A 23,131-nucleotide genomic window follows, 5' to 3' on the forward strand; every position below is an offset into this window, starting at 1 on the left:
GACGCGGCCGAGCCCGTCCCGGGCCCGGCGCAGGACCCCGACGGCCTCCCCAGAGGGCGCGGCATGGGCGTGACGTACAAGTACTTCGGCGCACCCGACGGGGCCACGGCCGCGCGCGTCCCGGTCACCATGCGGCCGGAGGAGCTGGGCGGCGACGAGCTCGGCATGGGCGGCATGTTCACCAAGATCAAGCCGGAAACGGTCGCCGCGATGGTCCTGACCGGCATCGAGGGCATACCCCTGCACAAGGTGCCCCCACTGGAACTGGTCGTCCTCCACCCCGACTACGCCGTCGTGAAGCTCCCGATGACGGTCGTCGACCCGCTGCGCGGCATCGGCGAGGAGTCGGTGGGCGCGGCCGCCTTCATCTGGTCCACGGTCCCCGACCGCGGCGGCCCGCGCGACGCGTTCAACGTCTACCAGCTGCTCCACGAGTGGCAGGACTTCTCCCACCGCCTCCACGAGGCGGGCCACCAGCCGTACTGCCTGGTCTGGCCGTAGGCCACCGCCTCCCCCGGCAACGGGGGAAGGCCGGGGCGCGGCCCGGGCACAGCGCCCGGCGCGATCTCCGCGACGAGGCGGCCGGGGCCTCGTAAATCCGCCGCCGGAACCCGCCCGCCAGTGGCATGCTGGGCCCCGTGAACGGACCCGGCATTCAGCTCACCCTCGCCCCCGAACTGCACGTGTTCGCCGCGCCGGCTCGGCGCGGGGAACGCGTACCGACCTCGACCGACGGCATCTCCAGCCTCGGCCACGTCGTCGAATCGGCCGGCATCCCGCTCACCGAGGTCGGCCGGATCCTCGTCGACGGCACCGAGACGCCCGTCTCCCACGTCCCGCTGGCCGGGGAGTCCGTCGAGGTATTCGGTGTCGACCGCCCCCAGCGCGTCCCGGGCGTCCCCGACGCGGCGCCGCTGCGCTTCCTCCTCGACGTCCACCTCGGAACCCTCGCCCGCCGCCTGCGCCTGCTCGGCGTGGACGCGGCGTACGAGAACGAGGACATCGGCGACCCGGCCCTCGCCACCCGCTCCGCCGCCGAGCGGCGCGTCCTGCTCTCGCGCGACCGCGGACTGCTGCGCCGCCGCGAGCTGTTCGCCGGCGCGTACGTCTACAGCGACAACCCCGACGAGCAGGTCCGCGACGTCCTGGGCCGCTTCGCCCCCGTCCTCGCGCCGTGGACCCGCTGCACCGCCTGCAACGGCACCCTGCGCGCCGCCGACAAGGACAGCGTCGGCGACCGCCTGGAGCACGGCACGCAGCGCTCGTACGACGTCTTCGCCCAGTGCGCCGACTGCGAGCGCGTCTACTGGCGCGGCGCCCACCACGCCCGGCTGGAGAAGATCGTCGACCAGGCCCTCGCCGAGTTCGCCCCCGACGCGGAGCAGGCTCAGAAGGCGTAGCTGTCGCCCGTGTCCAGGGCCAGGACCACGTGCTCGTTGTTGCTGTGGTTCCGGTCGGTCGCGCCGCCGTTCCACCACGTGTCGACCCGCACCACCACCTCCGCCACCCGCTCCCTCAGCTCCAGCGCCAGCCCGATGTGCCGCCCGCGCCCGCGCAGCGGCAGCTCCCCGGTCTCGCACACCACCTCGCGCAGCCCGGCCCGCGCGCAGCCTTGCGCCAGCTCCTGCCGGTCCGCGAGGTCGGCGGACAGGTGCAGCCGCAGGGTGGCGTTCGCCAGCGCGGTCGGGCCCTCGTTCTCCGGGACCAGCAGGATCCGCAGCCGGCCCCGGGCCAGGGCGACCCTCCCGTGGTACGCCACGTCGGCCTCCGGGCCGTCGCCCTCCGCGGCGTAGGCGCTCCCGACGCCGCCGATGCCCGCGAGCGCGCCGATACCGCCGGCGCCCGCGACACCGCTGCCGCCGAAGCCGCCGACGCTTCCCGTCCCGCCGAGCATCACCATCAGCCCGGCCACCACCACACTCCGTACGGCACCTCGGTGCACCGCCACCACCTCCTCGCGCGGACGCTAGCCACCACACCCGCCCGCCGGTCGGACCATCACACGAATGAGGGCGAGCCCTCCGCCCATCTGCGCACGCACGATTCCGGCCATCTTCATCGACCGCTCCGCCACCGGTGCGACGCCGCGGGCGCCCTCGTCCGCCTCGCCGACACGGAGGTGATCAAGTACGCCCCGCGCGGCCGGCGCGTACCGACCGGGCCCGCCTATGCTGGCGAGTACTCACCCGTACGAACGCACGAGGAGCCGGCTCATGAGCACGGCCACGGCCCCGGCCGCCACCCGAACCGCCGTAGTCACCGGCGCGAGCAGCGGCATCGGCGCGGCCACCGCCCGGCAGCTCGCCGCGGCCGGCTACCACGTCGTCCTCACCGCCCGCCGCAAGGACCGCATCGAGGCCCTCGCCGCCGAGATCACGGCCGCCGGCCACGAGGCCACCGCCCACGCCCTCGACGTCACCGACCGCGCCGCCGTCGACGCCCTCGCCGCCTCGCTCCAGCGCTGCGACGTACTCGTCAACAACGCCGGCGGCGCCATCGGAGCCGAGCCCGTCGCCACCGGCGACCCCGCCGACTGGCGCACGATGTACGAGGTCAACGTCATCGGCACGCTCAACGTCACCCAGGCCCTGCTCCCGGCCCTGACCGCCTCCGGCGACGGCACGGTGGTCGTCCTCTCGTCCACCGCCGGCCACTCCACCTACGAGGGCGGCGCCGGCTACGTCGCCGCCAAGAACGGCGCCCGCGTCCTCGCCGAGACCCTCCGTCTGGAGATCGTCGGACAGCCCGTCCGCGTCATCGAGATCGCCCCGGGCATGGTCAAGACCGAGGAGTTCGCCAAGACCCGCTTCCGCGGCGACGCCGACAAGGCGGAGAAGGTCTACGCCGGCGTGGCCGAGCCCCTCTCCGCCGACGACGTGGCCGACACCATCACCTGGGCGGTTACCCGCCCCAGCCACGTCAACATCGACCTCCTGGTGGTCCGCCCCCGCGCCCAGGCCTCGAACACGAAGGTCCACCGCGAGCTGTAGCCCGTACGGGGGCTCCCACCGAACCTCCACCGGACCTACGGGACCAGCCCGGCACTCCTCAGGTGCGGCATCAGGGCCGCCGGCTTCAGCCCGGCGGCCTTCGCCGCGTCCAGGGCCCGCTGCAGGTCCGCGCCGAGCGTCGGCGTGAAGTGCAGCAGCACGATGTCGCCGGCGTGCAGCTGCGGCGTCGCCGGCGTCTCGCCCCACGTCGTGAAGTCGTACGTCCACGTGATCAGCGCCTTGACCCCGCACGCCTTGGCCGCCAGCCGCACGTCGTCGTTCACGGCCCCGTACGGCGGCCGCAACAGCTTCGGCTCCCTCCCGAAGGTCGCGGCCAGCTGCTCCCCGGCCCCGCACACCTCGGCATCCTTGCCCGCGGCGTCGAGGGTGGTCAGGTCAGGGTGATTGACGGTGTGGTTCTCCACGCTCACCCGCCCCTGCCCCACCATGTCGGTGAAGTACTGGGTGTCGTACGAGGTCGCCCCCGGCAGCAGGAACAGCGACGCGGGAATCCGCCGGTCGACGAGCGTCCGCGCGACGGCGGGGTCATGCACCCACCCGTCGTCGATGGTGATGAACACGACCTTCTCATCGGTAGGCACACGCGATACGACGGGCGGCAGCCCAACACCCCGCGCCCCGGCGCCGGCAGCGGCCCCGGCTGCCCGAGCGGAACCAGCGCCCCCGACGGCATCGGCGGTCCGCACGACCCCGAGAGCGAGCGACAACGACGCGAGCGCGGCAAGAAGCACGCGAGATCTCCACATGCCGCACACCTTGGTCTAGACCAACTCCCCGCGTCAATCCCCTAGTTGCCACTTCCTGCCACCGAACTCCTCACCAACCAGAAGCATGTGACATTCCGCCACACGTTCGAGTGAAGCCTTCGCGAAGGCCCTCGAGTCGCCTGAATTCATACCTAGGTTCGGTGGTAACAGAAAACGGCCCCCGCCCGGGATGGCAGTCCCGGCCGAGGGCCTCACCAACAGGGAAGAAGGACACTTCCTCATGGCTGACCAGGACCCTAGCGCCCCCGCGCGCTTCATGGACATCCAGGACCCCCGCTACGCCTACATGTTCGGCTTTCTCCAGGCCGACGGGCACCTCAGTCAAGGCCGAGGGCAGAGGGGCAAGCTCGCCGCCGAGCTCAACGCGCGGGACATCCACATTCTCCGCGAGTTCCAGCAGCTCACGCCGTACTACAGCTCCATCACCGAGCGCGTCAGGAGCACGAACTTCGCCGAACTCCACCACTCGGCAACCTGGTCCGTCTGCTCACTCGAAGCGAGGACCATCGTCAACGAGCTCGGCATCCCCTACGGCAAGAAGTCGCTGACCATCAAGCCACCCCGCACGGACTTCTCGCGCCCCGACTACCTCCGCGGAATCATCGACGCGGACGGGTCCCTCGGCTGGACCGCACAAGGATTCCCCTTCCTCTCCCTGGTCTCGGCCAGCACAGCGCTCGCCGCCTACCTGTGCCACTACGGTAAGAAGATCACGGGAACGGAGCGCACCATCTCACGCAACAAGCGAGACGGCGTTTACAACGTCTGCTACTACAAAGAGACCGCACAGCAGCTCGCCGCACACCTCTACTACGACGGCTGCCTCGCCCTCGACCACAAGAAGGCAATCGCGGACGAAATCCAAGCGTGGGTGCGCCCTGCGGATATGAGGATCGCCCCACCGCGACGGCGCTGGACCCCACAGGACGACCAGGAGCTGCTGCGACTGAACGACCCCGTAGCGGCCGGCATCGCCCTCGACCGCACTGAGCGGAGTTGCTACATGCGCCTGTGGCGCCTTCGCGCCGGACGAGCCTGATCAGACACCACGGAAGGGCCCGGACCGGCTACGCGGCTACGGTCCGGGCCCTTCCGCACCCCAGACGACTACGCGCAGGCCTCAGCCCTTGACGCAGACGACCTGCCTGAGTTTGGCAACGACCTCCACGAGGTCCCGCTGCTGCTCCATGACCTGCTCGATCGGCTTGTACGCCGCCGGAATCTCGTCCACGACGCCCGAGTCCTTACGGCACTCCACGCCCTTGGTCTGCTCCGCCAGATCCCGCGCCGAGAACCGCTTCTTCGCCGCCGTCCGGCTCATCCGCCGGCCCGCGCCGTGCGAGGCCGAGTTGAAGGCTGCCTTGTTGCCGAGGCCCTTCACGATGTACGTACCGGTGGCCATCGAGCCCGGGATGATCCCGTACTCACCGCTGCCGGCGCGGATCGCACCCTTTCGCGTGACCAGCAGGTCCATGCCGTCGTACTGCTCCTCCGACACATAGTTGTGGTGGCAGCTGATCTCCTGCTCGAAGGAGACCTTGGCCTTGCGGAACTGCCGGCGGATGACCTCCTTCATGAGGCTCATCATCACGGCGCGGTTGTACTTGGCGTATTCCTGCGCCCAGTAAAGGTCGTGCCGGTACGCGGCCATCTCCGGAGTCGCCGCAAGGAAGACCGCAAGGTCCCGGTCGACCAGCCCCTGATTGTGGGAGAGCCCCCGCGCGATCCCGATGTGGTGGTCAGCCAGTTGGTTGCCGATGCCTCGGGATCCGGAGTGCAGGGTCAGCCACACAGCCCCCTCGTCATCGATGTTGATCTCCAAATGATGATTACCCTGTCCGAGGCTTCCCATTTGTCGCATTGCGCGTTCCCTTCGGAACTTCACCGCATCCGCGACATAGTCGAACCGCTCCCACAGATCCCCGAACCCCCGCTCCGAGAACCCGTACAGCCGCCCCGGATCCACCGCCTCCCGGTGCATCCCCGCCCCCACCGGAATCGCCCGCTCGATCTGCGAGCGCAGCCCCGACAGGTCCCCCGGCAGGTCGTTCGCCGTCAGTGAGGTCTTGACCGCCGACATGCCGCAGCCGATGTCGACGCCCACCGCCGCCGGACAGACCGCGTCCTTCATGGCGATGACCGAGCCGACCGTCGCGCCCTTGCCGTAGTGGACGTCCGGCATGACGGCCAGACCCTTGATCCACGGAAGGCCGGCGGTGTTCTGCAGCTGGCGCATCGCGCTGTCCTCGACCGACGCCGGGTCGGTCCACATCCGGATGGGAACCTTCGCTCCGGGCACCTCTACATACGACATTTTGGTCTCAACACCCCGTTAACCGCAGAAAAGTCTGAATACGCAAAAAGCCTCGCTCTTAGTCCCAAATGCGACAGGAGACCGGCGCCGGCACCAGCGTGTGCGATAGACATTGTGTCCATCCGCGCCCGAGGCGCGGCAACGCATTTTCCCGAAGGGAGCCGGTGGAACGTGCAGCGCAAGACGGTACGTGCAGCCCTGCCAGGCATCGCGATGCTCACCGCCCTCACCGTCGGCCTCACCGGGTGCACCGACGGCGGCGGAGCCGGGACCACCAGCGACGCGAAGGCGGGCGGAAACGCCGGCACGGTCGCGCAGCCCGGCAAGTACCGCAGTCTGCCCATGCCCTGCAAGGCCGTCGACCCGAAGAAGGTCAAGGCGATGCTGCCCGTCGCCGACGCCCTCGCCCCCGAAGCCCGTGAGGCGCTTTACGCCGGCACCGCCGACGCCTCGTACGACGCCGACCGGCGCGTCGGCTGCCGCTGGACCGCGCAGACGCCGACCGAGACCAGGCTGCTGTTCGTGGGCTTCGAGCGCGTGGTCTCGTACGACCGGAACACCACCAGCGACGACGACAAGGCGCGGCAGGTCTTCATCCGCCAGCTCACCGACGCCCACCTGCCCGTCCCGGGCCCGGTCACCACCCCGACGCCGACGCCCACGCCCACACCGACGCCCACACCGACGCCGACGCCCTCTCCCACGCCGAGTACGGCCACCAGCCCCGGCGCGGGGACCAGCCCCTCACCGTCTCCCTCCGCCCCGGTCGAGCTCGGCTCCCGCGTCCTCGAAGGGCTCGGCAACGAGGCCTTCCTCGACGACAAGCTCAGCGCCGCCGGCGCCACCGCCGCCCAGGCCCGTACGGTCCGCATTGTGTTCCGTACCTCGAATGTCATCGTCACCGTCGAGTACAGCGTCCAGCCCGCGCTCCCCGGTACGGTCCCGTCCAGCGCGGAAACCCAGGACAGGGCACGGCAGTTGGCGCAGGCCCTCGTGGAGCGGTTCGACGAGTAGCGGCGCCCGCCCGAAGGGGGCGCACAGGCCCGGGTGACGGCGCGCACAGCAGGCGGGCGCCGGGTCGGGCTACCGTTGCTCGGGTCCCGCGCCCGTCATGGGGCCGCTCAGCCGGCCGCACGAAGACCCACAACGTCTGAAGGAATCATGCACCGATCAGCCTCGCGTCTCACCCGCGTCCTCGCCTGCGCAGCCGTTCCGGTGATCCTCACGGTCGCCGGCTGCTCGTCCGACTCGGGCAAGGACTCGGGCTCCGGCAGCGGCAAGAAGTCCGATGCGTCGTCGTCCGCCAAGCCGAACTCGAAGGCGTCCACGGCGGTGGAGAAGGCCGTGTACTCCACGCTGCCGGAGCCGTGCAAGACGGTCGCCGCGAAGACCATCGAGACGATCGTCCCGAAGGCGAAGGACGGCAACGGCACGGCCGCCAAGTCGAACGACCTGGCCAGCCGCGCCAGCTGCTCCTGGAACGGCCTGGACGAGGCCGGCCTGAAGGGCTCGCAGTACCGCTGGCTCTCGATCTCGCTCGTCCGCTACGACTCCCTCGCCTCGGTCGGCACCGGCAGCAAGCGCGCCGAGGACGAGTACGCCAAGCAGGTCGAGAAGGCGAAGGTCGTCGAGGGTGCGGAGAACATGAAGCCGGAGGCGGCGGGCGGCATCGGCGACCAGGCCACGTCCTTCACCTTCACCACCAAGAAGGACGGCGACTTCTCCAACACGACGGTCATCGCCCGCACCCACAACGTGATCATCACCCTCGACTACAACGGCACCGCCTACGAAGGCGCGGACGCTCCCGACCACGCGAAGCTGCTCGCGGACGCGATCGCGGCGACGAAGGAGACCGTGGCCTCGGTCGAGGCCGCCAACCAGCAGAAGCAGCCGGAGCAGGCGCCCGCGCCGTCGAACTCCTAGCGGCTACGGAGCCTTGCGCGGACCGGACCCCGAGGGGACGGCCCAGAGGGTGACCAAGAGGTGACCGGACCGCTGACGTCCGGTCACCCGTACGCGCGTACGCTGTGCCTGCCGTAGCTCGACATGGGTACATGGGGACAAGGGGAGGGGATCGCGGGTGGCCGCGATGCAGCTGACTCGTACGCACCGGATATTGATCGGTGTCGTGGTCGCCGGAGCCGTCGTCATCGCCGGGATCGGCTTCGCGGGCTCGTACTCCGCCGTGCGCGCGCTCGCCCTGCAGAAGGGCTTCGGCAGCTTCTCGCTCGTCTTCCCGATCGGCATCGACGCGGGCATCTGCGTCCTGCTGGCGCTGGACCTGCTGCTGACGTGGATCCGGATCCCCTTCCCGCTGCTGCGCCAGACGGCGTGGCTGCTGACGGCCGCGACGATCGCCTTCAACGGCGCGGCGGCCTGGCCCGATCCGCTCGGGGTCGGGATGCACGCGGTGATCCCGATCCTGTTCGTGGTCACCGTCGAGGCGGCCCGGCACGCGGTGGGCCGGATCGCGGACATCACCGCGGACCGTCACATGGAGGGGGTCCGCATCACGCGCTGGCTCCTGTCTCCGATCCCCACCTTCAAGCTGTGGCGCCGGATGAAGCTGTGGGAGCTGCGCTCCTACGAACAGGCCGTCGGCATGGAGCAGGACCGCCTGATCTACCAGGCGCGCCTCCAGGCCCGATACGGCCGCTTCTGGCGCCGCAAGGCCCCCGTCGGCGCCCTGATGCCGCTGCGCCTGGCCCGTATCGGCGTCCCCCTGTCCCAGACGGCCCCGGAGGGCCTGGCGGCCGCCGGCATCGACCCCCTGCTCCTGCCTCCGGCGGCGGAGGTGACGGGGACGACGCCCCCGGCCCTCCCGGCCGGCTCCGCCGCCGCCCCGGACGCCCACGGTCCGGCGGAGGCCGCCGGCACCGCGGCCGCGCCCGCGGACGGCGTGGTCCCCGGCGGCATCCCGGCCGCGGGCCCGGGCGCCCCCGGCGCGGCCGCGCCCCAGGCTCAAGCACCTGCGCAGGCGCAGGCACTGGTGCAGGCACCGGCGCAGGCACAGCCCCACCCCGGCCCGCAGTGGGAGGGCGAGCCCGGCGGACCGGCCCCGCAGGGGGTCCACGCCGCCGCCCCCTTCGCGGTGGACCCCACCGCCATGCCCGCCGCGCACAACAGCGCCTGGTTCGCCGCCCCCCGCGCTCCGCAGGCGGCTTACGAGGGCGGTTACAGCCCCCACCTGGTGGAGGGCCTGGAGCCCACCCCGGTGATGCCCCCGGCGGGCCCGGCCCCCGAGCAGCAGGAGCTGCCGATACCGGCCCCCCGCCAGGAGGAGCCGGCGGACGCGGGGTTCGACGAGGTCCGGTTCGACGAGGCCGAATTCGACGAGGTCAAGTTCGCCGAGGCGGCGTACGAGGTCTTCCGCGGGTACATCGAGGAGAACAACCAGGTGCCCACCCCCGAGCAGGTGGACATATACCTCTCGGACCGCCACGGGATCGTGCACCCGCGCAGCGCGTCGATGATCCGCCGCATGATGCCGAACCTGAAGCAGCGCTACCAGCAGGACCTGCAGAACGAGCACATCGCCTAGCCGGCACCCCCCGACCCACCGCACATGCGCGAGGGCCCGCACCCCGAGGGGTGCGGGCCCTTGCGCATGTGGTGCGGCCGGCTCAGGCGGCGAGCAGCTTGCGCACCCGGTCCGCCCCGACCGCCAGCAGCAGCGTGGGCAGGCGCGGCCCGGTCTCCCGGGTCACGAGGAGCCGGTAGAGGAGCGCGAAGAACGTGCGCTGCGCGACCTTGAGCTCCGGCGTCGGCTTGGCGTCGGCTTCCAGTCCGGCCATGACCTTCGGGACGCCGTAGACCAGCGTGGTCAGTCCGTCGAGCGACCAGTGCGAGTCGAGGCCCTCCACGAGCCGCCGCAGCGATTCGCGGCCCTCGTCGTCCAGGGACGACAGGAGTTCCACGTCGGCCTCTTCGCGCACGAGCGTCCGCTGGTCGGCGGGCACCTGGGTGGTGATCCAGTTCTCGGCGCGGTCCAGGCGCGGGCGTACCTCGTCGAGGGAGGTCAGCGGCCGCTCGGGCTCCAGGTCGCTCAGGATGCGCAGGGTCTGCTCGTCGTGGCCTGCGGTGATGTCGACGACGGACGCGAGGGTCCGGTACGCCATCGGGCGCGGGGTGCGCGGCAGCTCGTGCGAGGCGACGCGTACGGCGCGGGCGTGCGCGGCGGCGTCGGCGGGCAGGACCGAGCCGTCCTCGACCTTGGACTCCAGCTTGTCCCACTCGTCGTAGAGCCGCTGGATCTCCTGGTCGAAGGCGATCTTGAAGGACTGGTTGGGGCGGCGGCGCGCGTAGAGCCAGCGCAGCAGCTGCGGCTCCATGATCTTCAGCGCGTCGGCCGGGGTCGGGACCCCGCCCTTCGACGAGGACATCTTGGCCATGCCGCTGATGCCGACGAACGCGTACATCGGTCCGATCGGCTGCTCGCCGCCGAAGATGTGCACGATCTGCCCGCCGACCTGGAAGGAGGAGCCGGGCGAGGAGTGGTCGACGCCCGAGGGCTCGAAGATCACGCCCTCGTAGGCCCAGCGCATCGGCCAGTCGACCTTCCAGACGAGCTTGCCGCGGTTGAACTCGCTGAGCTTGACCGTCTCGGTGAACTCGTCCTCGGTGCAGACGTAGGTCAGCTCGGTCGTCTCGTCGTTGTAGGACGTCACCTTGGTGAAGTCCTTGCCGCACTGACCGCAGTACGGCTTGTACGGGAAGTACCCGCCCTCGCCGATGCTGCCGTCGTCCTCGGCGGCGGCGCCCGAGCCCTCGGCGGCCTCCAGCTCGGCCTCGTCGACCTGCTTCTGCTGGGGCTTCTTGCCCGCGCCCGGCTTGGCCTTCGTCCGGTACTGGTCGAGTACGGCGTCGATGTCGCCGCGGTGCTTCATCGCGAACAGCACCTGCTCGCGGTAGACGCCGGTCGTGTACTGCTCGGTCTGGCTGATCGGGTCGTACTCGACGCCCAGCTCGGCCAGCGACTCGACCATGGCGGCCTTGAAGTGCTCGGCCCACGTCGCGTACTGCGAACCGGCGGGCGCCGGGACCGAGGTCAGCGGCATGCCGATGTACTGGCCGTAGGTCTCGGGGTCCACGCCGGGGATGCCGGCCGGCACCTTGCGGTAGCGGTCGTAGTCGTCCCAGGACAGGACGTGGCGGACCTCGATGCCCCGGCGGCGGATCTCGTCCGCGACCAGGTGCGGGGTCATGACCTCACGGAGGTTGCCCAGGTGGATCGGGCCGGAGGGGGAGAGGCCGGACGCGACGACGACGGCTTTGCCCGGGGCTCGGCGCTCCGCCTCGGCGATGACCTCGTCCGCGAAACGGGAGACCCAGTCGGTCTCGGTGCTGCTCTGGGCGCTCTGAGCCACGACACGTCCTTCTATCTCGAATGCTGGCTTCAGCCATTCTCCCAGACGGAAGGGAGCGCTCCGGGGTTGCCCGGCGCCGCTTTATCCCGGGATGCGGACAGCCCCCGCGTGGGATACTCGGTCCTTGTCGGAACACCCAAGTGCACGCTCAGGCACGACCTCACAGGAACGGCAGCTCATGGCCTCGGTCCCTTCCCTCGCTTCCTCCGTCAATCAGCGCGTCGCGGACGCACTCGCCTCCGCCCTGCCGGACGCCGGTGCGAGCGACCCGCTGCTGCGACGAAGCGACCGGGCCGACTTCCAGGCCAACGGCATCCTGGCGCTCGCGAAGAAGGCCAAGGCCAATCCGCGCGAGCTGGCCACGACCGTGGTCGAAGGCATCCCGACCGGTGACCTGATCCAGGAGATCGAGGTCTCGGGCCCCGGCTTCCTCAACATCACCGTCACCGACCGGGCGATCATCGAAACCCTGGCCGCGCGCGCCGCCGACGACCGCCTCGGCGTCCCGCTGGCCGCGAAGCCGGGTACGACGGTGATCGACTACGCGCAGCCGAACGTCGCCAAGGAGATGCACGTCGGCCACCTGCGTTCGGCCGTGATCGGCGCCGCGATGGTGGAGATCCTGGAGTTCACGGGCGAGAAGGTGGTCCGTCGCCACCACATCGGCGACTGGGGCACCCAGTTCGGCATGCTCATCCAGTACCTGCTGGAGCACCCGCACGAGCTGGACCACAAGTCCGATGACGGCGCCGACGACGCGGAGGTCTCCGGTGAGGAGGCCATGTCCAACCTCAACCGGCTGTACAAGGCCTCGCGCGTCCTCTTCGACTCCGACGAGGAGTTCAAGACGCGTGCCCGGGGCCGGGTGGTGGACCTCCAGGCCGGCGAGCCGCAGACGCTGGCGCTGTGGCAGCGGTTCGTGGACGAGTCGAAGATCTACTTCTACTCGGTCTTCGACAAGCTGGACATGGACATCCAGGACCCCGACGTCGTCGGCGAGTCCGGCTACAACGACATGCTCGTCGAGACGTGCAAGCTGCTGGAGGAGTCGGGCGTCGCCGTCCGCTCCAACGGCGCGCTCTGCGTCTTCTTCGACGACGTCAAGGGCCCGGACGGCAACCCGACTCCGCTGATCGTCCAGAAGTCCGACGGCGGCTTCGGCTACGCGGCCACCGACCTCTCGGCGATCCGCGACCGCGTGGGCACGCTGGGCGCGACCGAGCTGATCTACGTGGTCGACGCGCGGCAGTCCCTGCACTTCAAGATGGTCTTCGAGACGGCGCGCCGGGCGGGCTGGCTGAACGACGAGGTCAAGGCCGTGCAGCTGGCCTTCGGCACCGTCCTCGGCAAGGACGGCAAGCCGTTCAAGACCCGTGAGGGCGAGACGGTGCGGCTGGTGGACCTGCTGGACGAGGCCGTCGACCGGGCCACGGCCGTCGTACGGGACAAGGCCGAGAAGATCGGCCTGAGCGAGGCGGAGATCGTCGAGAACGGCCAGTACGTCGGCATCGGCGCCGTGAAGTACGCGGACCTGTCCACGTCGGCCGCGCGCGACTACAAGTTCGACCTGGACCAGATGGTCTCGCTGAACGGCGACACGTCCGTGTACCTGCAGTACGCGTACGCCCGGATCAAGTCCATCCTGCGCCGGGCCGGCGACCGGGCGCCGGTCGCGCACCCGGAGCTGGAGCTCGCCCCGGCCGAGCGGGCGCTGGGCCTGCACCTGGACCACTTCGGCGAGCTCATCGCCGAGGCGGCCGCGGACCACGCCCCGCACAAGGTGGCCGCGTACCTCTACCAGCTGTCCTCGCTGTTCACGACGTTCTACGACCAGTGCCCGGTCGTGAAGCCCGAGCCCGAGCTCGTCGTCGGCGAGAACCGCCTCTTCCTGTGCGAGCTGACCGCCCGCACCCTCAGCAAGGGCATGTCCCTGCTGGGCATCCGGACGCCCGAGAAGCTCTGACATACGCGCGGGGGGCCGCGGGAAGCACGCTCGGCGTGCTCCCCGCGGCCCCCCTTTCGTGTGTCCGTGCGTCGCGCGTCCGCTGATCGGCGGTCCGCCGATCGCCCGTCAGCTGATCGCGCGGATCGTGTTCCAGCCGCTCAGACCGACCGTGGTGCGGGTGCCGTCCACCGGGTTGCCCGCGCCGTTGGTCTCACCGGCGTAGAAGAGCAGCGTGCCCGTGCCCTCGTTCGTGGTCGCCCACATGTCCGCGACCCCGTTGCCGTCGGCGTCGCCCGCGCCGGCCAGCAGGGGCCGGTTGCCGGTCCCGTAGCCGTAGCCGTACTCGGTGCGCTCGCCGAAGGTGCCGTCGCCGTGGCCCCGGTACAGCCACAGCTTCTCGTCGTTCGCGTCGCGCGCGAACAGGTCGGCGTGGCCGTCGTGGTCGGCGTCGCCGGCCGCGCTCAGGCTCATCGGGGACCAGCCCCGCAGGCCGATCTGCACTCCGGACTTCACACCGGGGTTGGCGGCCGGGTCGCCCGCGTACAGCCACAGGGTGTCGCCGATGGTGGCGATCACGTCCGGGTAGCCGTCGCCGGTGGCGTCACCGACGCCGACCACCTTGGAGTCGGTGGGGAAGCCGGTGCCGATGCGCACCGGGGAGGCCAGGGTGCCGTCGCCGCGGTTCGGGTAGACGCGCAGTTCGCTGCCGACGCGGGCGACGATGTCCTCGGTGCCGTTGCCGGTCCAGTCGCCGCGGTGGGAGACCGAGGCGCCGGCCCAGCCGCCGCTGCCGATTTCGGCCGGGCTGCCGGTGACGCCGCCGTTGCCCTGGCCTGCGTAAAGGCGGAGCTTGCCCGCGTCGTCGATGGCGACCAGGTCGGACTTGCCGTCACCGTTCATGTCGCCGGCCGCCGGGGCGCCGCGCAGGACCGCGGTGACGGGGGCGTGGTCGGAGACCCCGCTCGGGGCTACGCCGACCTTGTTCGGGGTGGTGTCCATCCGCGCCGAGTCGATGGCGCAGGAGGCGAAGCGGCTCGCGCCGACCGCCTTCGTGGTGAAGAGGTGGTCGAGCTTGTGCCAGGTGTGGTCGCCCTGGCCGCCGTTCGCCTCGGCGTCCCAGCCGTGGTACGTGTACCCGTCGATGCAGCTGTCGTACGCGCTGGTCAGGGGCGCCATCTCGGTCGCGCCGGCGTTGCGGTTGAAGTCGCCGCCGAGGACGAAGCCGCCGGGGGCGTGCGCGTCGACGAACGCCTTGACGTTCTTGATCTGTCCGGCGGCGCGGCTCGCGTCCCCGGGGATGATGTGCGTGGTGCAGGGCGTGGTGCTCCAGCCCTCCACCGCCACGCACAGCGCCGCGAGGGTCTGGGCGTCGGCCGGGGAGTCGGGGAGGGTGTCCTCGGCCCACGAGTCGGTGATGGTGCCCTTGACGGCCAGCAGGATGCCGAGTTCGCCGGGCAGGCCGGCCCGGCAGTCGGTCCGGCCGTCGGGGCGCGCGCCCTTGGCGTGCCGGATGGACCATGCGGTGCCGAGCCGCTCCTGCAGAAGCGCCATGTGGCTGCCGGGGGCGCCGCCGCAGACCTCCTGCAGCATGACCACGTTGGCCTGCCGCTCGTCGACGACCTTCTTGATCTCGTCGATCTTCACGGCCGGCTCGTTGCGGTACGGGCAGTAGCCCACGCCTCCCCGGCTGCCGCCGGCCTCTCCGCAGATGTTCCAGGACACGACCCGGATCTCGTTCTGCGCCGGTATCGCGCTTCCCACGGCCTGGGCCGTGGGCGCCGCGACCAGTGCGGTGCCGAGCGTGGCACCGAGGGCCGCGACGGTCGCCGCCACGGACATGAGCATCCGTACGGATCTCTTCAATTCCCCACCCTTTGATCAGTGTGATGACCGGCGGAACTCCCGCCGGGCGCCCCAATAATCACTGCTCCCCGCCTCCCGGGCGAGGGCGGGGCCACCGCACCGGCTTGTGACCGTAGGCCGGCGGCTCCCGCCCGTGAGCCGCCGGCTTCACCCGTACGGCCCGCTTGGGGCCGTACGGCCCGGGTAGGGGACGGCCCATCCTTCCCCTACCCACCCCCGGAGGGCCCCGTGCCCGACATGAACAGCCCCTACAAGCCCGGCACCCCCTGCTGGATCGACCTGATGGTCCCCGACCAGCAGGCCGCCCTCGACTTCTACGCCGACCTCTTCGGCTGGCAGGGCGAGATCGGCCCGCCCGAGACCGGCGGGTACTCCGTCTGCACCCTCAAGGGCAAGCCGGTCGCCGGGATCATGAAGGCGATGAACCCGGACGGCACCGTCCCCGACCCGATGCCGCCGACCGTGTGGACCACGTACCTGGCCACCGACGCCATCGACTCCACCCTCAAGTCCGTCACCGACGCGCACGGCGCGGTCGTGATGGGCCCGATGGACGTCATGGACCTCGGCCGGATGGCCATCGTCACCGACCCGACCGGCGCCGCCTTCGGCCTGTGGCAGGCGGGCACCTTCGACGGCGCGGGCATCGTCAACGAGCACGGCGCCCTCATCTGGAGCGAGCTGAGCACCAGCGACGTCCCCGCCGCGGCCGCGTTCTACACCTCCGTCCTGCCGGTCAGCACGGCCGCGTCCCACGCGCCGGGGCCCGAGGGGTACACGGAGTTCAAGGTCGGCGGCCGCGCGGTGGGCGGGATGATGGACCTGAAGAACCTCCCGCCGGGCACCCCGCCGAACTGGCTCGCGTACTTCCACGCCGACGACGTGGACGAGGTCCAGGCCGCCGCCGTCCGCGGCGGCGCCTCGGTCCTGATGCCGGCCTTCGACATGGTGGCCGGCCGCATGGCCGTCCTGGCGGACCCACAGGGCGCGCCCTTCGCGGTGATCACGGCGACCGCTCCGGAGCAGCCCGTCTGACCCGGACGCCACGCGCGACGGCCAGGAAGCCTCCCGTGTGACGGGGCCCACAGGGAACGTTTCCCCCGCGGGCCCCCTCCTTTGTGTGCCGGAGCGTTCGACCACCGAGGGGGCACACGATGAAGGACACGACACGGCGGCGCACCGGGACGGCGGTCGCCGCGCTGCTCGCCGCCGACGGGGTGGCCCACCTGTACTGGGCCACCGGCGCCACCTGGCCCGCCCCCGACGGGCGGGCGCTGTCCCTGGCCGTGCTCGGCACGGAGGTGTCCTTCGCCCCGCCCGTCGTCCTGTCGTTCGCGCTCACCCTCGCCGGCGCGGCCGGCGTCCTCGCCCACACCCAGCGCCTGGGCGGCGCCCCGATCCGCCGGGCCACCCGCATGGTCACCGCGGCCGTCGCCGCCGGGCTGGCCGTACGGGGCCTCGCGGGCCTGGGCTGGGCCGCCGGTCTCCTCGACAACCCGCCCGGCAGCCCCTTCCACACCCTCAACCTGGCCCTCTACACCCCCGCCTGCCTCGGCTTCGGCTGGGCGGCGGCCCGTCTGGCGCGAGCCCGGTGAGCGCGCCGGGCAGCCCCCTCGCCGGGCCCCTCACCCAGGCCGCCCGCGACCGCGGGGTCGCCCTCGCCCGTGCGGCCCGGGGCGGCAACACCCTGGCCCTGCACGACCTCCTCGACCACCTGACCCCGTACATCGCCCGGATCTGCACGCCGATCGCCCTCGCGGACGGCCCGGACGCCACGCAGGAGGCCCTGCTCGCCGTCTTCCGGTCCCTGCGCTCCCTGCGGGACCCGGAGACCCTGTACGGCTGGGTCCGGGCCATCGCGGTCCGCGAGGCCGTCCGCACCGCCCGGCGCGCGGCCCGCGACCGCCCGGCCGAACTGGCCGACGTACCCGGCCGGGGCGATCCGCAGCTGGCCGCCGACATCGAGGACGTCCTGGCCCGGCTCTCGCCCGCCCACCGGGCCGTCCTGGTGCTCCGGGACGTGGAGGGCCTGGACGAGGAGTCCGCCGCCGCCCTGCTCGGCGTCCCGCCCGGCACCGCCAAGTCCCGGCTCCACCGGGCCCGTACGAGCTTCCGGAAGGCGTGGTCCTCATGACGTACGCGAACGCGGTCGACCCGGTCGCCCGGCTCCGCATCATGGCGGCCGGCGTCCCGGGAGCCCGGGTCGTCGAACGGGTCCTCCCGGCCCCCCTGGAGGCCGTCTGGGCGGTCATGTCCGACCTGGAGGGCGAGTTCGGCCATTTCCAGCCGGACATGCGCACCGTCCGCGTGCTTCGGGTCACGGGCGACCGCGTAGAGGCCCTGGCCCGCAGCAAGTACGGCCCGCGCGCCCACTTCCGCGGCGTCCTGCGCCCGGGCTGGTGCTGGCTCCAGAGCCGCTTCCTGATCATCGGCATGGCGGCCGCCCCGGAACCGGGCGGCGGCACCCGCGTAGCCCTGACGGGCGGCGTACGGGTTCCCGGCCGCGCCTCGATCGTCCCGGTGGGCGCGGAACGCGAACTCCGGGAGGCGATGACCCGCCTGGCGGGGCGGGTCAGCGCCTGAAGCGCTCGCGCCGGCGGCGGGGCGGCGTGGCTTCGGGGGGCGGCCGGCGGGCCTGCGCCGCGACCGTGCGGGACACGGCGGCGGTCTCGGCGTCGCCCACGAGCTCGTACAGGTCCGCCGCCCGGTCGAGGGCGTCGGCGGCCTCGGCATCACGGCCCAGCCTCGCCAGCGTGACGGCCAGTCCGGACAACGCCATGGCCTCGTTGCCGCGGTCTCCCGTGCCGGCGAGGAGGGAGCAGGACCGCTGCAGCGCGTCCAGCGACTCCCCCAGCCTGCCCGCCACCTGATGGCACAGGCCCAGCCGGCCCAGCGCGATGCCCGTGCCCTTCGTCTTCCCCGCCTGCTCGTACAGGGCGAGGGCTTCTTGGTAGTGCGTCAGCGCCTCTTCCGCAGGCTCGGCCCCGAAGAGCGAATCACCGAGCCCCAACAGCGCGTCGGCGGCCGCCACCCGGTTGCCCAGCTCGATCATCACGGCGCGCGCCTTCTCCCGGACGGCCAGGGACTCCTCACGGCTTCCGGTCCGCCAGAGCACGAACCCCAGATCCTCGGACAGGGCAGCCTCCTGATGTCTGTCCCCGATCTCCCGCATGACGGCGACGGCCTCGCGGAGCACGGAGACGGACTCGGTCAGCCGCCCCAGCAACCCCAAGGTCTCACCGAGACACGCCAGCGCCATGCCCTCCTCGCTCCGCATGCCCAGCTCACGGAAGACCACCAATGCCTCCTCGTGGGCAGCGCGCGCCTCCTCGAACCGGTTCATGTGCCGGTAGGCACTGCCCAGCAAGGTCATCGCGCGGCCCTGCCCGTAGAGGTCGCCGGTCTCCCTGGACAGCGAGAGGGCCTCCGCCAGATGCCCGGTCGCCTCCTCCATGTGCCGCGCGCTGATGAGTGCGGTGCTCAGGTTGCACAGGGCCGCGCTGACCATGAGGTGGCGGTACCGCCGGGCCAGCTCCAGCCCGTCCCTCATGACCACGATCATGTCCTGCTCGTAGCCGTAGACCTGGAGGACCGCGCCAATGCGGTCGACCAGCTGGAGCGCGGTCTCCACCCGGCCGCTGTCCGCGGCGAACCCCACCGAGTTCACCAGCATGGCCCGTTCGCCCTCGAACCACTCCAGCGCCTGTTCCACCGAGAAGAGGGACGCCAAGCCTCCCTCCCACCGCTTCACGCCCAGGGTCTGCTGGACCACTTCGGCGACGGTGACCAACATCTCGAGGAACTCGTCGATCAAGGCCTCCCGACCGTCCTCGTCGGCGTACTCCTTGGCCCGCTCCAGCGCGTACAGCCGTACCAGGTCGTGCATCCGCCACCGCCCTGAGCCGACCGGCTGCTCGGTCAGCAGGCTGGCCCGTACGAGGGCGGCCAGTTCGCGCCGCAAGGCCGCCCACGCGACTTCCAGGTCCTCGGGCTCGACCTCGTTCGCGCGGGTGACCATGTGGGCATAGCGCGTGGAACAGTCCGGCCCCGGAACCACCGTCAGCAGCCGGAAGATCCGGGCCTGGTCCACCGGGAGCCTCGCGTACGACAGGTCGAACGCCACCCGGACGCCGACCGGCACGTCACCGTCGACGTGCAGCTTCTCCAGCCGGGTCCGCGCCTGCGCCAGCTCCCCCGCCAACTCCCCCGCCGCCAGCCCCGGATCCCCCGCAAGCAGCGCCCCCGCCACCGTCAGGGCCAGCGGCAGCCGCCCGCAGTGCTCCGCGATCCGCGCCAGCGCCTCGGGCTCCCGCGCCGGACGCGGATCCTCCGGCCAGGTCCGCAGCAGCGCGCCCGCGAGCAGCTCCGCCGCGGGCTCCGCCGCCAGCTCGTCGAGGCCGAGCAGCCTCGGTGTGAACCCCGGCGCGAGGAGCTGGTGGCGCGAGGTCACCAGCAGCCGGTGCGTGCCGTCGGGCGGTACGAGGTCCTGCGCCTGGGACACCGACCCGGCGTCGTCCGCCACGATCAGGACCCGTCGGCCGTCCCGGGCCAGTGCGGCCAGTCGCGCCCGGTACAGCGCCACCTGCCCGTCGGGGGACGGCGGCACGTCCGCGTCCCTGATCCCGAGGTACCGGAGCATCTCCCGCACCGCCTGCGGCCCGCTCACCGCGCCGTTCGGGGCGTAGCCGCGCAGTTGGAGGAAGAACACCCGGTCCTCGAACCACCCGCGTTCCAGGACCCGGTGGGCCGTCGCGACGGCCAGCGCGCTCTTGCCGACGCCGGGGAGGCCGGCCACGACCGTCACCGGGGCCCCGCCCTCGTCGAGCAGGTCCGTCAGCTCCTTGACCGAGCGGTCCCGCCCGACGAGCGCGGCGGGCGGAGCGGGCAGACCGGGCGAGGCCGGGGGCGGCGGACCGGCCCCGGGCGCGTGGGCGACGTAGTCCCCCGCCACCGCGATCTGCGTGATCCGCGCGTCCCCCTCGGCCCGTGCCCGCTGCTCCGCCGTCACGGGGCCGGGTCCGGCTGCCGCTCACCGCCGGCGTTCTGCTGGACGCGGGAGTCGTCGTCGGCGCGCGCCTGCTGTTCCACCTGGCCGGGGGCGCCGCCCGCGGCGCTCTGCGTGATCCGGCTGGTGCCGGAGGCGCGGGCGCGCTGCCGTACGGAGCTCCCGCCGTCACCGCCACCACCGGCCCACCAGCCGCCGACCAGCGCGCACACGGCCGCCATGGCCCCGCCGAAGCCGGCGGCCGCCGACACCCGGTCCGACTCCTTCTCGGGCAGCCATCCGAAGGGGTCCCACACTCCCAGCCTGAAGCCGACCAGGAACGCGATCCCCGTGCCCCCGACGACCACGACCCACCGCAGCGGACGCGACATTGGCCCCCCTCGATCGAACTCCCAGGGAAGCCGAAACTAGCAGCCGGATCCCCGGAATTCGCACCAAACGACCTTCCCCGGCGCCCGGGGCAGCACCCCCCATTCGTCGGCCAGCGCCCCGACGAGCGTCAGGCCCCGCCCGGGCGGCCCTCCCGTCACCCGCGAGAGCCCGGGGCCGCTGTCGTGGACCTCGATCCGGACCGTCCCGTCGAAGGTGAGCAGCCGCAGCAGGTACCCCCGGCCGCGCGGGACGCCGTGCCGCAGGGCGTTGGTCGCCAGCTCGCTCACGCAGAGCGACACCGCGCCGTCCCGGTCGACCCTCCCCCACGCGTGCAAGGTGTCACGTGTGAACTGGCGTGCAGCTGCGACGGTTTGGGGATTGCGCAGGTAGAGCCGCTCGCTCAGCAGGGCGGCTTGAGTATGCAGATTCACGGGACGATCGTCGCTCGCCGTGACTACCGTATTGCTGAGCGCCGACCCGTACTCATTGATGAGTACGGGTCGGCGTGGGGTAGTCCACGTGCACGGGCGGGGAGTTCGCTGTCATGCCACCGAGGAAACGAGCACGGCCGAACGCGACGACCATGAAGATGGTCGGCGCCCAGGTGGCCGCGGCCCGAACCGCAAAGAACCTGACCCAGAAACAGCTCGGAGAGCTGGTCCGCCAGGACGCAGAGACCATCGCGTCGATCGAGCAGGGCCGACGGGCGCTGATGCCGAACGTCGCGGAGTTGATGGACCGCCATCTGGGACTACCGGGCATCCTGACCGTCGCCGCGCACGAGATGCCCACCGTGGACGCGACACCGCCGTGGGCCGAGGAGTACATGGACCTGGAGCACCAGGCTGTCGCGCTGTCCTGGTACGAGTGCATGCGCTTCCCGGGTCTCCTGCAGACGGAGAACTACGCCCGGGCACTCTTCCGCATTCGCGTCCCGGCCCGCGCAGAGGAGGAGATCGAAACCCTGACCGCGAGGCGCGTCGAGCGACAAGAAATCCTGCGCCGCAAGGTCCCGCCGAGCCTCAGCTTCATCGTCTGGGAAGCCGTACTCAAGGACCGCATCGGCGGGGATGCGGTCTACTCGGAGCAGCTGCGCCACTTGCTCACCTGTATGGACCTCCCTAACGTCACCCTGCAGGTGATGCCCTTCGGCCGCACCACACATGCCGGTCTCAACGGTCCGTTCATCCTGCTGGAAACCCCGGATCATCAGCAGCTCGCCTACTCCGAGACACAGCACGGCAGCCTGCTGATCTCCGCTCCGGACGAGGTCAGCATCCTGTCGCGCAAGTATGCAATGCTGCGGACTCAGGCCCTCAATACCGAGCAAACGAGAGGCCTGTTGGACCACCTGCTAGGAGAGCAATGAGTCCCACCACCGCACTGAAGTGGTTCAAGTCCAGCTACAGCGACACCGACGGCGGCGCCTGCCTGGAAGTGGCCGTCGCCTGGCGGAAGTCCTCGTACAGCGACACCGATGGCGGCCAGTGCGTAGAGGTCGCCACCTGCGCGACCCAGGTCCACGTCCGCGACAGCAAGGTCACCGACGGCCCCGTCCTGGACCTCGCCCCCGCCGCCTGGGCCGCCCTTACGGAGTGGACCGCTCGCTGATCAGTTCGGCCAGGCCGTCCAGCAGGCGGCCCAGGCCGAAGCGGAACTGGAAGTCCGGCTCGTCCGAGCCGGTGAACGCCGAGGACTCCAGCAGCCGCGTCACCGCCGGGTGGCGCTCCGGGTCGGTCAGCAGCCTCAGCATGCGTACGTACTGGCCCACCACCTGGTCCGGCGAGACCCCTGACTTCACGATGGCGTCCATCATGTCCGCGGCCATGGTCGCCTCGTTCCGTACGAGGCCGCCGATCAGGATGATCGTGGAGAGCTTCTCGCTCTCCTCCAGGCCGGTGCCGGCGAGCGCCGCGAGCCCGCGTTCCATCCAGGCCAGCTGGTTCGGGGTGGCCGGCGGGGCCGTGATCGGGATGCGCAGGATCCAGGAGTTGGCCATCAGGACGGCTCGCTGCGCGTACGCCCAGTCGGTCAGCAGCTCCCGCCAGCCCGCGCCCCCGCCCGAACCCCCGGAGGGAACCGGTTCCGGAGGGATGCCGACGCCCGCGTCCGACATCAGGATGTAGAGCTCTTCCTTCGCCGTGACGTACCGGTAGAGGGACATCGTCGAGACGCCCAGTTCCTTGGCCACCCGCCCCATCGAGACGGCGTCCATCCCCTCGGTTGCGGCGAGGGACACGGCCGCCTCCACGATCCGGGAAAGCGTCAGCGTGGGGCGCGGCCCCTTGCCGGGGCGTTCGCGCAGGCCCCAGGCCATTTCCAGGCTCGCCGGAAGCCCGGTGCCTTCCACCGGTTCCCTCTCCGGCTCCTTCGCCATGGCCGCCCGCTCCCGCTTTCGTCGTTGACCCACATCCTAGTTCTGTGTATTACTTACACAGAAGCGCGTACTGCATACGCAGAACGCAATGCAGAAGGGAGCGTGGTC

General features: G+C 71.5%; 23 protein-coding genes. 14 read left to right on the plus strand and 9 right to left on the minus strand.

Going from position 1 to position 23,131, the window contains the following annotated elements; translation table 11 throughout:
• The first annotated feature begins 63 nt into the window (after nt 1–63).
• Together J7F03_RS03130 and J7F03_RS03135 are read left to right on the plus strand one after the other, a co-directional pair.
• Nucleotides 64–501, plus strand: a complete 438-nt coding sequence (locus tag J7F03_RS03130) for a hypothetical protein (protein WP_008738524.1) — start codon at nt 64–66, stop codon at nt 499–501.
• Between the two features lie 137 nt (nt 502–638).
• Entirely contained in the window at nt 639–1,400 is a 762-nt protein-coding gene (locus tag J7F03_RS03135) for a Mut7-C ubiquitin/RNAse domain-containing protein (RefSeq protein WP_214947075.1), read from the plus strand.
• Here the strand turns inward: J7F03_RS03135 and J7F03_RS03140 are convergent.
• On the minus strand, nt 1,388–1,942 hold the full coding sequence (locus J7F03_RS03140) for a hypothetical protein (protein ID WP_308378987.1): 555 nt from the start codon (nt 1,940–1,942) through the stop codon (nt 1,388–1,390). The two genes, J7F03_RS03135 and J7F03_RS03140, sit on opposite strands and share 13 nt — an antisense overlap.
• Nucleotides 1,943–2,213: 271 nt before the next feature.
• Between J7F03_RS03140 and J7F03_RS03145 the strand changes: the two genes are divergently transcribed.
• A complete protein-coding gene (locus tag J7F03_RS03145; protein ID WP_214947077.1) occupies nt 2,214–2,990 on the plus strand; it encodes an SDR family NAD(P)-dependent oxidoreductase in 777 nt (258 codons plus the stop codon).
• Nucleotides 2,991–3,025: 35 nt separating this feature from the next.
• Here the strand turns inward: J7F03_RS03145 and J7F03_RS03150 are convergent, their stop codons facing one another.
• Nucleotides 3,026–3,592 carry a polysaccharide deacetylase family protein gene (locus tag J7F03_RS03150; RefSeq protein ID WP_308378990.1) on the minus strand — a complete coding sequence of 189 codons (567 nt, stop codon included), beginning with the start codon at nt 3,590–3,592 and terminating at the stop codon, nt 3,026–3,028.
• A gap of 406 nt (nt 3,593–3,998) precedes the next feature.
• On the opposite strand from J7F03_RS03150, the gene J7F03_RS03155 reads away from it, so the two are divergent.
• Nucleotides 3,999–4,817, plus strand: coding sequence for a hypothetical protein (locus tag J7F03_RS03155; RefSeq protein ID WP_214947079.1), 819 nt, complete (start codon nt 3,999–4,001; stop codon nt 4,815–4,817).
• A gap of 81 nt (nt 4,818–4,898) precedes the next feature.
• Here the strand turns inward: J7F03_RS03155 and J7F03_RS03160 are convergent, their stop codons facing one another.
• Complete coding sequence (locus J7F03_RS03160; RefSeq protein WP_214947080.1) at nt 4,899–6,092, minus strand: RtcB family protein; 1,194 nt, start codon at nt 6,090–6,092, stop codon at nt 4,899–4,901.
• Between the two features lie 171 nt (nt 6,093–6,263).
• On the opposite strand from J7F03_RS03160, the gene J7F03_RS03165 reads away from it, so the two are divergent.
• The 3 genes from J7F03_RS03165 (at nt 6,264) to J7F03_RS03175 (ending at nt 9,636) form a co-directional block, all read left to right on the plus strand.
• Nucleotides 6,264–7,106: a DUF3558 domain-containing protein gene (locus J7F03_RS03165; protein ID WP_214947081.1), complete on the plus strand. Its 843-nt coding sequence runs from the start codon at nt 6,264–6,266 to the stop codon at nt 7,104–7,106.
• A gap of 147 nt (nt 7,107–7,253) precedes the next feature.
• Nucleotides 7,254–8,018 (plus strand): DUF3558 family protein, encoded by a 765-nt coding sequence (locus tag J7F03_RS03170; RefSeq protein WP_214947082.1) that lies wholly within the window; start codon nt 7,254–7,256, stop codon nt 8,016–8,018.
• A gap of 157 nt (nt 8,019–8,175) precedes the next feature.
• Nucleotides 8,176–9,636, plus strand: a complete 1,461-nt coding sequence (locus J7F03_RS03175) for a DUF2637 domain-containing protein (RefSeq protein ID WP_214947083.1) — start codon at nt 8,176–8,178, stop codon at nt 9,634–9,636.
• An 82-nt stretch (nt 9,637–9,718) separates the two neighbouring features.
• Here J7F03_RS03175 and lysS read toward each other — a convergent pair whose 3' ends face one another.
• A complete protein-coding gene (lysS, locus tag J7F03_RS03180) occupies nt 9,719–11,461 on the minus strand; it encodes a lysine--tRNA ligase (protein ID WP_214947084.1) in 1,743 nt (580 codons plus the stop codon).
• 178 nt (nt 11,462–11,639) lie between these two features.
• On the opposite strand from lysS, the gene argS reads away from it, so the two are divergent.
• Entirely contained in the window at nt 11,640–13,424 is a 1,785-nt protein-coding gene (argS, locus tag J7F03_RS03185; RefSeq protein WP_214947085.1) for an arginine--tRNA ligase, read from the plus strand.
• Nucleotides 13,425–13,532: 108 nt separating this feature from the next.
• On the opposite strand, the gene J7F03_RS40730 is transcribed toward argS, so the two are convergent.
• Nucleotides 13,533–15,269, minus strand: a complete 1,737-nt coding sequence (locus J7F03_RS40730; RefSeq protein WP_251071344.1) for an FG-GAP-like repeat-containing protein — start codon at nt 15,267–15,269, stop codon at nt 13,533–13,535.
• Between the two features lie 237 nt (nt 15,270–15,506).
• Between J7F03_RS40730 and J7F03_RS03195 the strand changes: the two genes are divergently transcribed.
• The 4 genes from J7F03_RS03195 to J7F03_RS03210 all read left to right on the plus strand — a co-directional run bounded on the left by J7F03_RS03195 (nt 15,507) and on the right by J7F03_RS03210 (nt 17,852).
• Complete coding sequence (locus J7F03_RS03195) at nt 15,507–16,304, plus strand: VOC family protein (RefSeq protein WP_214947116.1); 798 nt, start codon at nt 15,507–15,509, stop codon at nt 16,302–16,304.
• Between the two features lie 119 nt (nt 16,305–16,423).
• Nucleotides 16,424–16,864 carry a DUF3995 domain-containing protein gene (locus tag J7F03_RS03200; RefSeq protein ID WP_214947086.1) on the plus strand — a complete coding sequence of 147 codons (441 nt, stop codon included), beginning with the start codon at nt 16,424–16,426 and terminating at the stop codon, nt 16,862–16,864.
• Nucleotides 16,861–17,403 carry an RNA polymerase sigma factor gene (locus tag J7F03_RS03205; RefSeq protein ID WP_214947087.1) on the plus strand — a complete coding sequence of 181 codons (543 nt, stop codon included), beginning with the start codon at nt 16,861–16,863 and terminating at the stop codon, nt 17,401–17,403. The genes J7F03_RS03200 and J7F03_RS03205 overlap by 4 nt, the downstream gene beginning before the upstream one ends.
• Nucleotides 17,400–17,852 (plus strand): hypothetical protein, encoded by a 453-nt coding sequence (locus tag J7F03_RS03210; RefSeq protein ID WP_251071345.1) that lies wholly within the window; start codon nt 17,400–17,402, stop codon nt 17,850–17,852. The genes J7F03_RS03205 and J7F03_RS03210 overlap by 4 nt, the downstream gene beginning before the upstream one ends.
• Here J7F03_RS03210 and J7F03_RS42245 read toward each other — a convergent pair.
• From J7F03_RS42245 to J7F03_RS03225, 3 genes are read right to left on the minus strand one after another with little or no spacing between them, the layout of a single operon-like run.
• Nucleotides 17,842–20,277, minus strand: coding sequence for a tetratricopeptide repeat protein (locus J7F03_RS42245; protein WP_214947089.1), 2,436 nt, complete (start codon nt 20,275–20,277; stop codon nt 17,842–17,844). The two genes, J7F03_RS03210 and J7F03_RS42245, sit on opposite strands and share 11 nt — an antisense overlap.
• Nucleotides 20,274–20,645: a hypothetical protein gene (locus J7F03_RS03220; protein WP_214947090.1), complete on the minus strand. Its 372-nt coding sequence runs from the start codon at nt 20,643–20,645 to the stop codon at nt 20,274–20,276. The genes J7F03_RS42245 and J7F03_RS03220 overlap by 4 nt, the downstream gene beginning before the upstream one ends.
• Nucleotides 20,646–20,681: 36 nt before the next feature.
• On the minus strand, nt 20,682–21,077 hold the full coding sequence (locus tag J7F03_RS03225) for an ATP-binding protein (RefSeq protein WP_308378993.1): 396 nt from the start codon (nt 21,075–21,077) through the stop codon (nt 20,682–20,684).
• Between the two features lie 152 nt (nt 21,078–21,229).
• Between J7F03_RS03225 and J7F03_RS03230 the strand changes: the two genes are divergently transcribed.
• On the plus strand, nt 21,230–22,015 hold the full coding sequence (locus J7F03_RS03230; RefSeq protein ID WP_251071346.1) for a helix-turn-helix transcriptional regulator: 786 nt from the start codon (nt 21,230–21,232) through the stop codon (nt 22,013–22,015).
• Complete coding sequence (locus J7F03_RS03235) at nt 22,012–22,257, plus strand: DUF397 domain-containing protein (RefSeq protein ID WP_214947092.1); 246 nt, start codon at nt 22,012–22,014, stop codon at nt 22,255–22,257. The genes J7F03_RS03230 and J7F03_RS03235 overlap by 4 nt, the downstream gene beginning before the upstream one ends.
• On the opposite strand, the gene J7F03_RS03240 is transcribed toward J7F03_RS03235, so the two are convergent.
• Nucleotides 22,235–23,023: a TetR/AcrR family transcriptional regulator gene (locus J7F03_RS03240; RefSeq protein WP_214947093.1), complete on the minus strand. Its 789-nt coding sequence runs from the start codon at nt 23,021–23,023 to the stop codon at nt 22,235–22,237. The two genes, J7F03_RS03235 and J7F03_RS03240, sit on opposite strands and share 23 nt — an antisense overlap.
• Between the last annotated feature and the right edge of the window lie 108 nt (nt 23,024–23,131).

Source organism: Streptomyces sp. ISL-43 (assembly GCF_018614195.1).
Classification (GTDB): Bacteria; Actinomycetota; Actinomycetes; order Streptomycetales; family Streptomycetaceae; genus Streptomyces.

Coding starts and splice junctions, on each gene's coding strand:
- J7F03_RS03170 (WP_214947082.1), top strand. CDS start 7,254: ATGCACCGATCAGCCTCGCGTCTCACCCGCGTCCTCGCCTGCGCAGCC.
- J7F03_RS03160 (WP_214947080.1), bottom strand. CDS start 6,092: ATGTCGTATGTAGAGGTGCCCGGAGCGAAGGTTCCCATCCGGATGTGG.
- J7F03_RS03220 (WP_214947090.1), bottom strand. CDS start 20,645: ATGTCGCGTCCGCTGCGGTGGGTCGTGGTCGTCGGGGGCACGGGGATC.
- J7F03_RS03155 (WP_214947079.1), top strand. CDS start 3,999: ATGGCTGACCAGGACCCTAGCGCCCCCGCGCGCTTCATGGACATCCAG.
- J7F03_RS03240 (WP_214947093.1), bottom strand. CDS start 23,023: ATGGCGAAGGAGCCGGAGAGGGAACCGGTGGAAGGCACCGGGCTTCCG.
- J7F03_RS03195 (WP_214947116.1), top strand. CDS start 15,507: ATGAACAGCCCCTACAAGCCCGGCACCCCCTGCTGGATCGACCTGATG.
- J7F03_RS03130 (WP_008738524.1), top strand. CDS start 64: ATGGGCGTGACGTACAAGTACTTCGGCGCACCCGACGGGGCCACGGCC.
- J7F03_RS03145 (WP_214947077.1), top strand. CDS start 2,214: ATGAGCACGGCCACGGCCCCGGCCGCCACCCGAACCGCCGTAGTCACC.
- J7F03_RS03230 (WP_251071346.1), top strand. CDS start 21,230: ATGAAGATGGTCGGCGCCCAGGTGGCCGCGGCCCGAACCGCAAAGAAC.
- J7F03_RS03200 (WP_214947086.1), top strand. CDS start 16,424: ATGAAGGACACGACACGGCGGCGCACCGGGACGGCGGTCGCCGCGCTG.
- argS (WP_214947085.1), top strand. CDS start 11,640: ATGGCCTCGGTCCCTTCCCTCGCTTCCTCCGTCAATCAGCGCGTCGCG.
- J7F03_RS03210 (WP_251071345.1), top strand. CDS start 17,400: ATGACGTACGCGAACGCGGTCGACCCGGTCGCCCGGCTCCGCATCATG.
- J7F03_RS03235 (WP_214947092.1), top strand. CDS start 22,012: ATGAGTCCCACCACCGCACTGAAGTGGTTCAAGTCCAGCTACAGCGAC.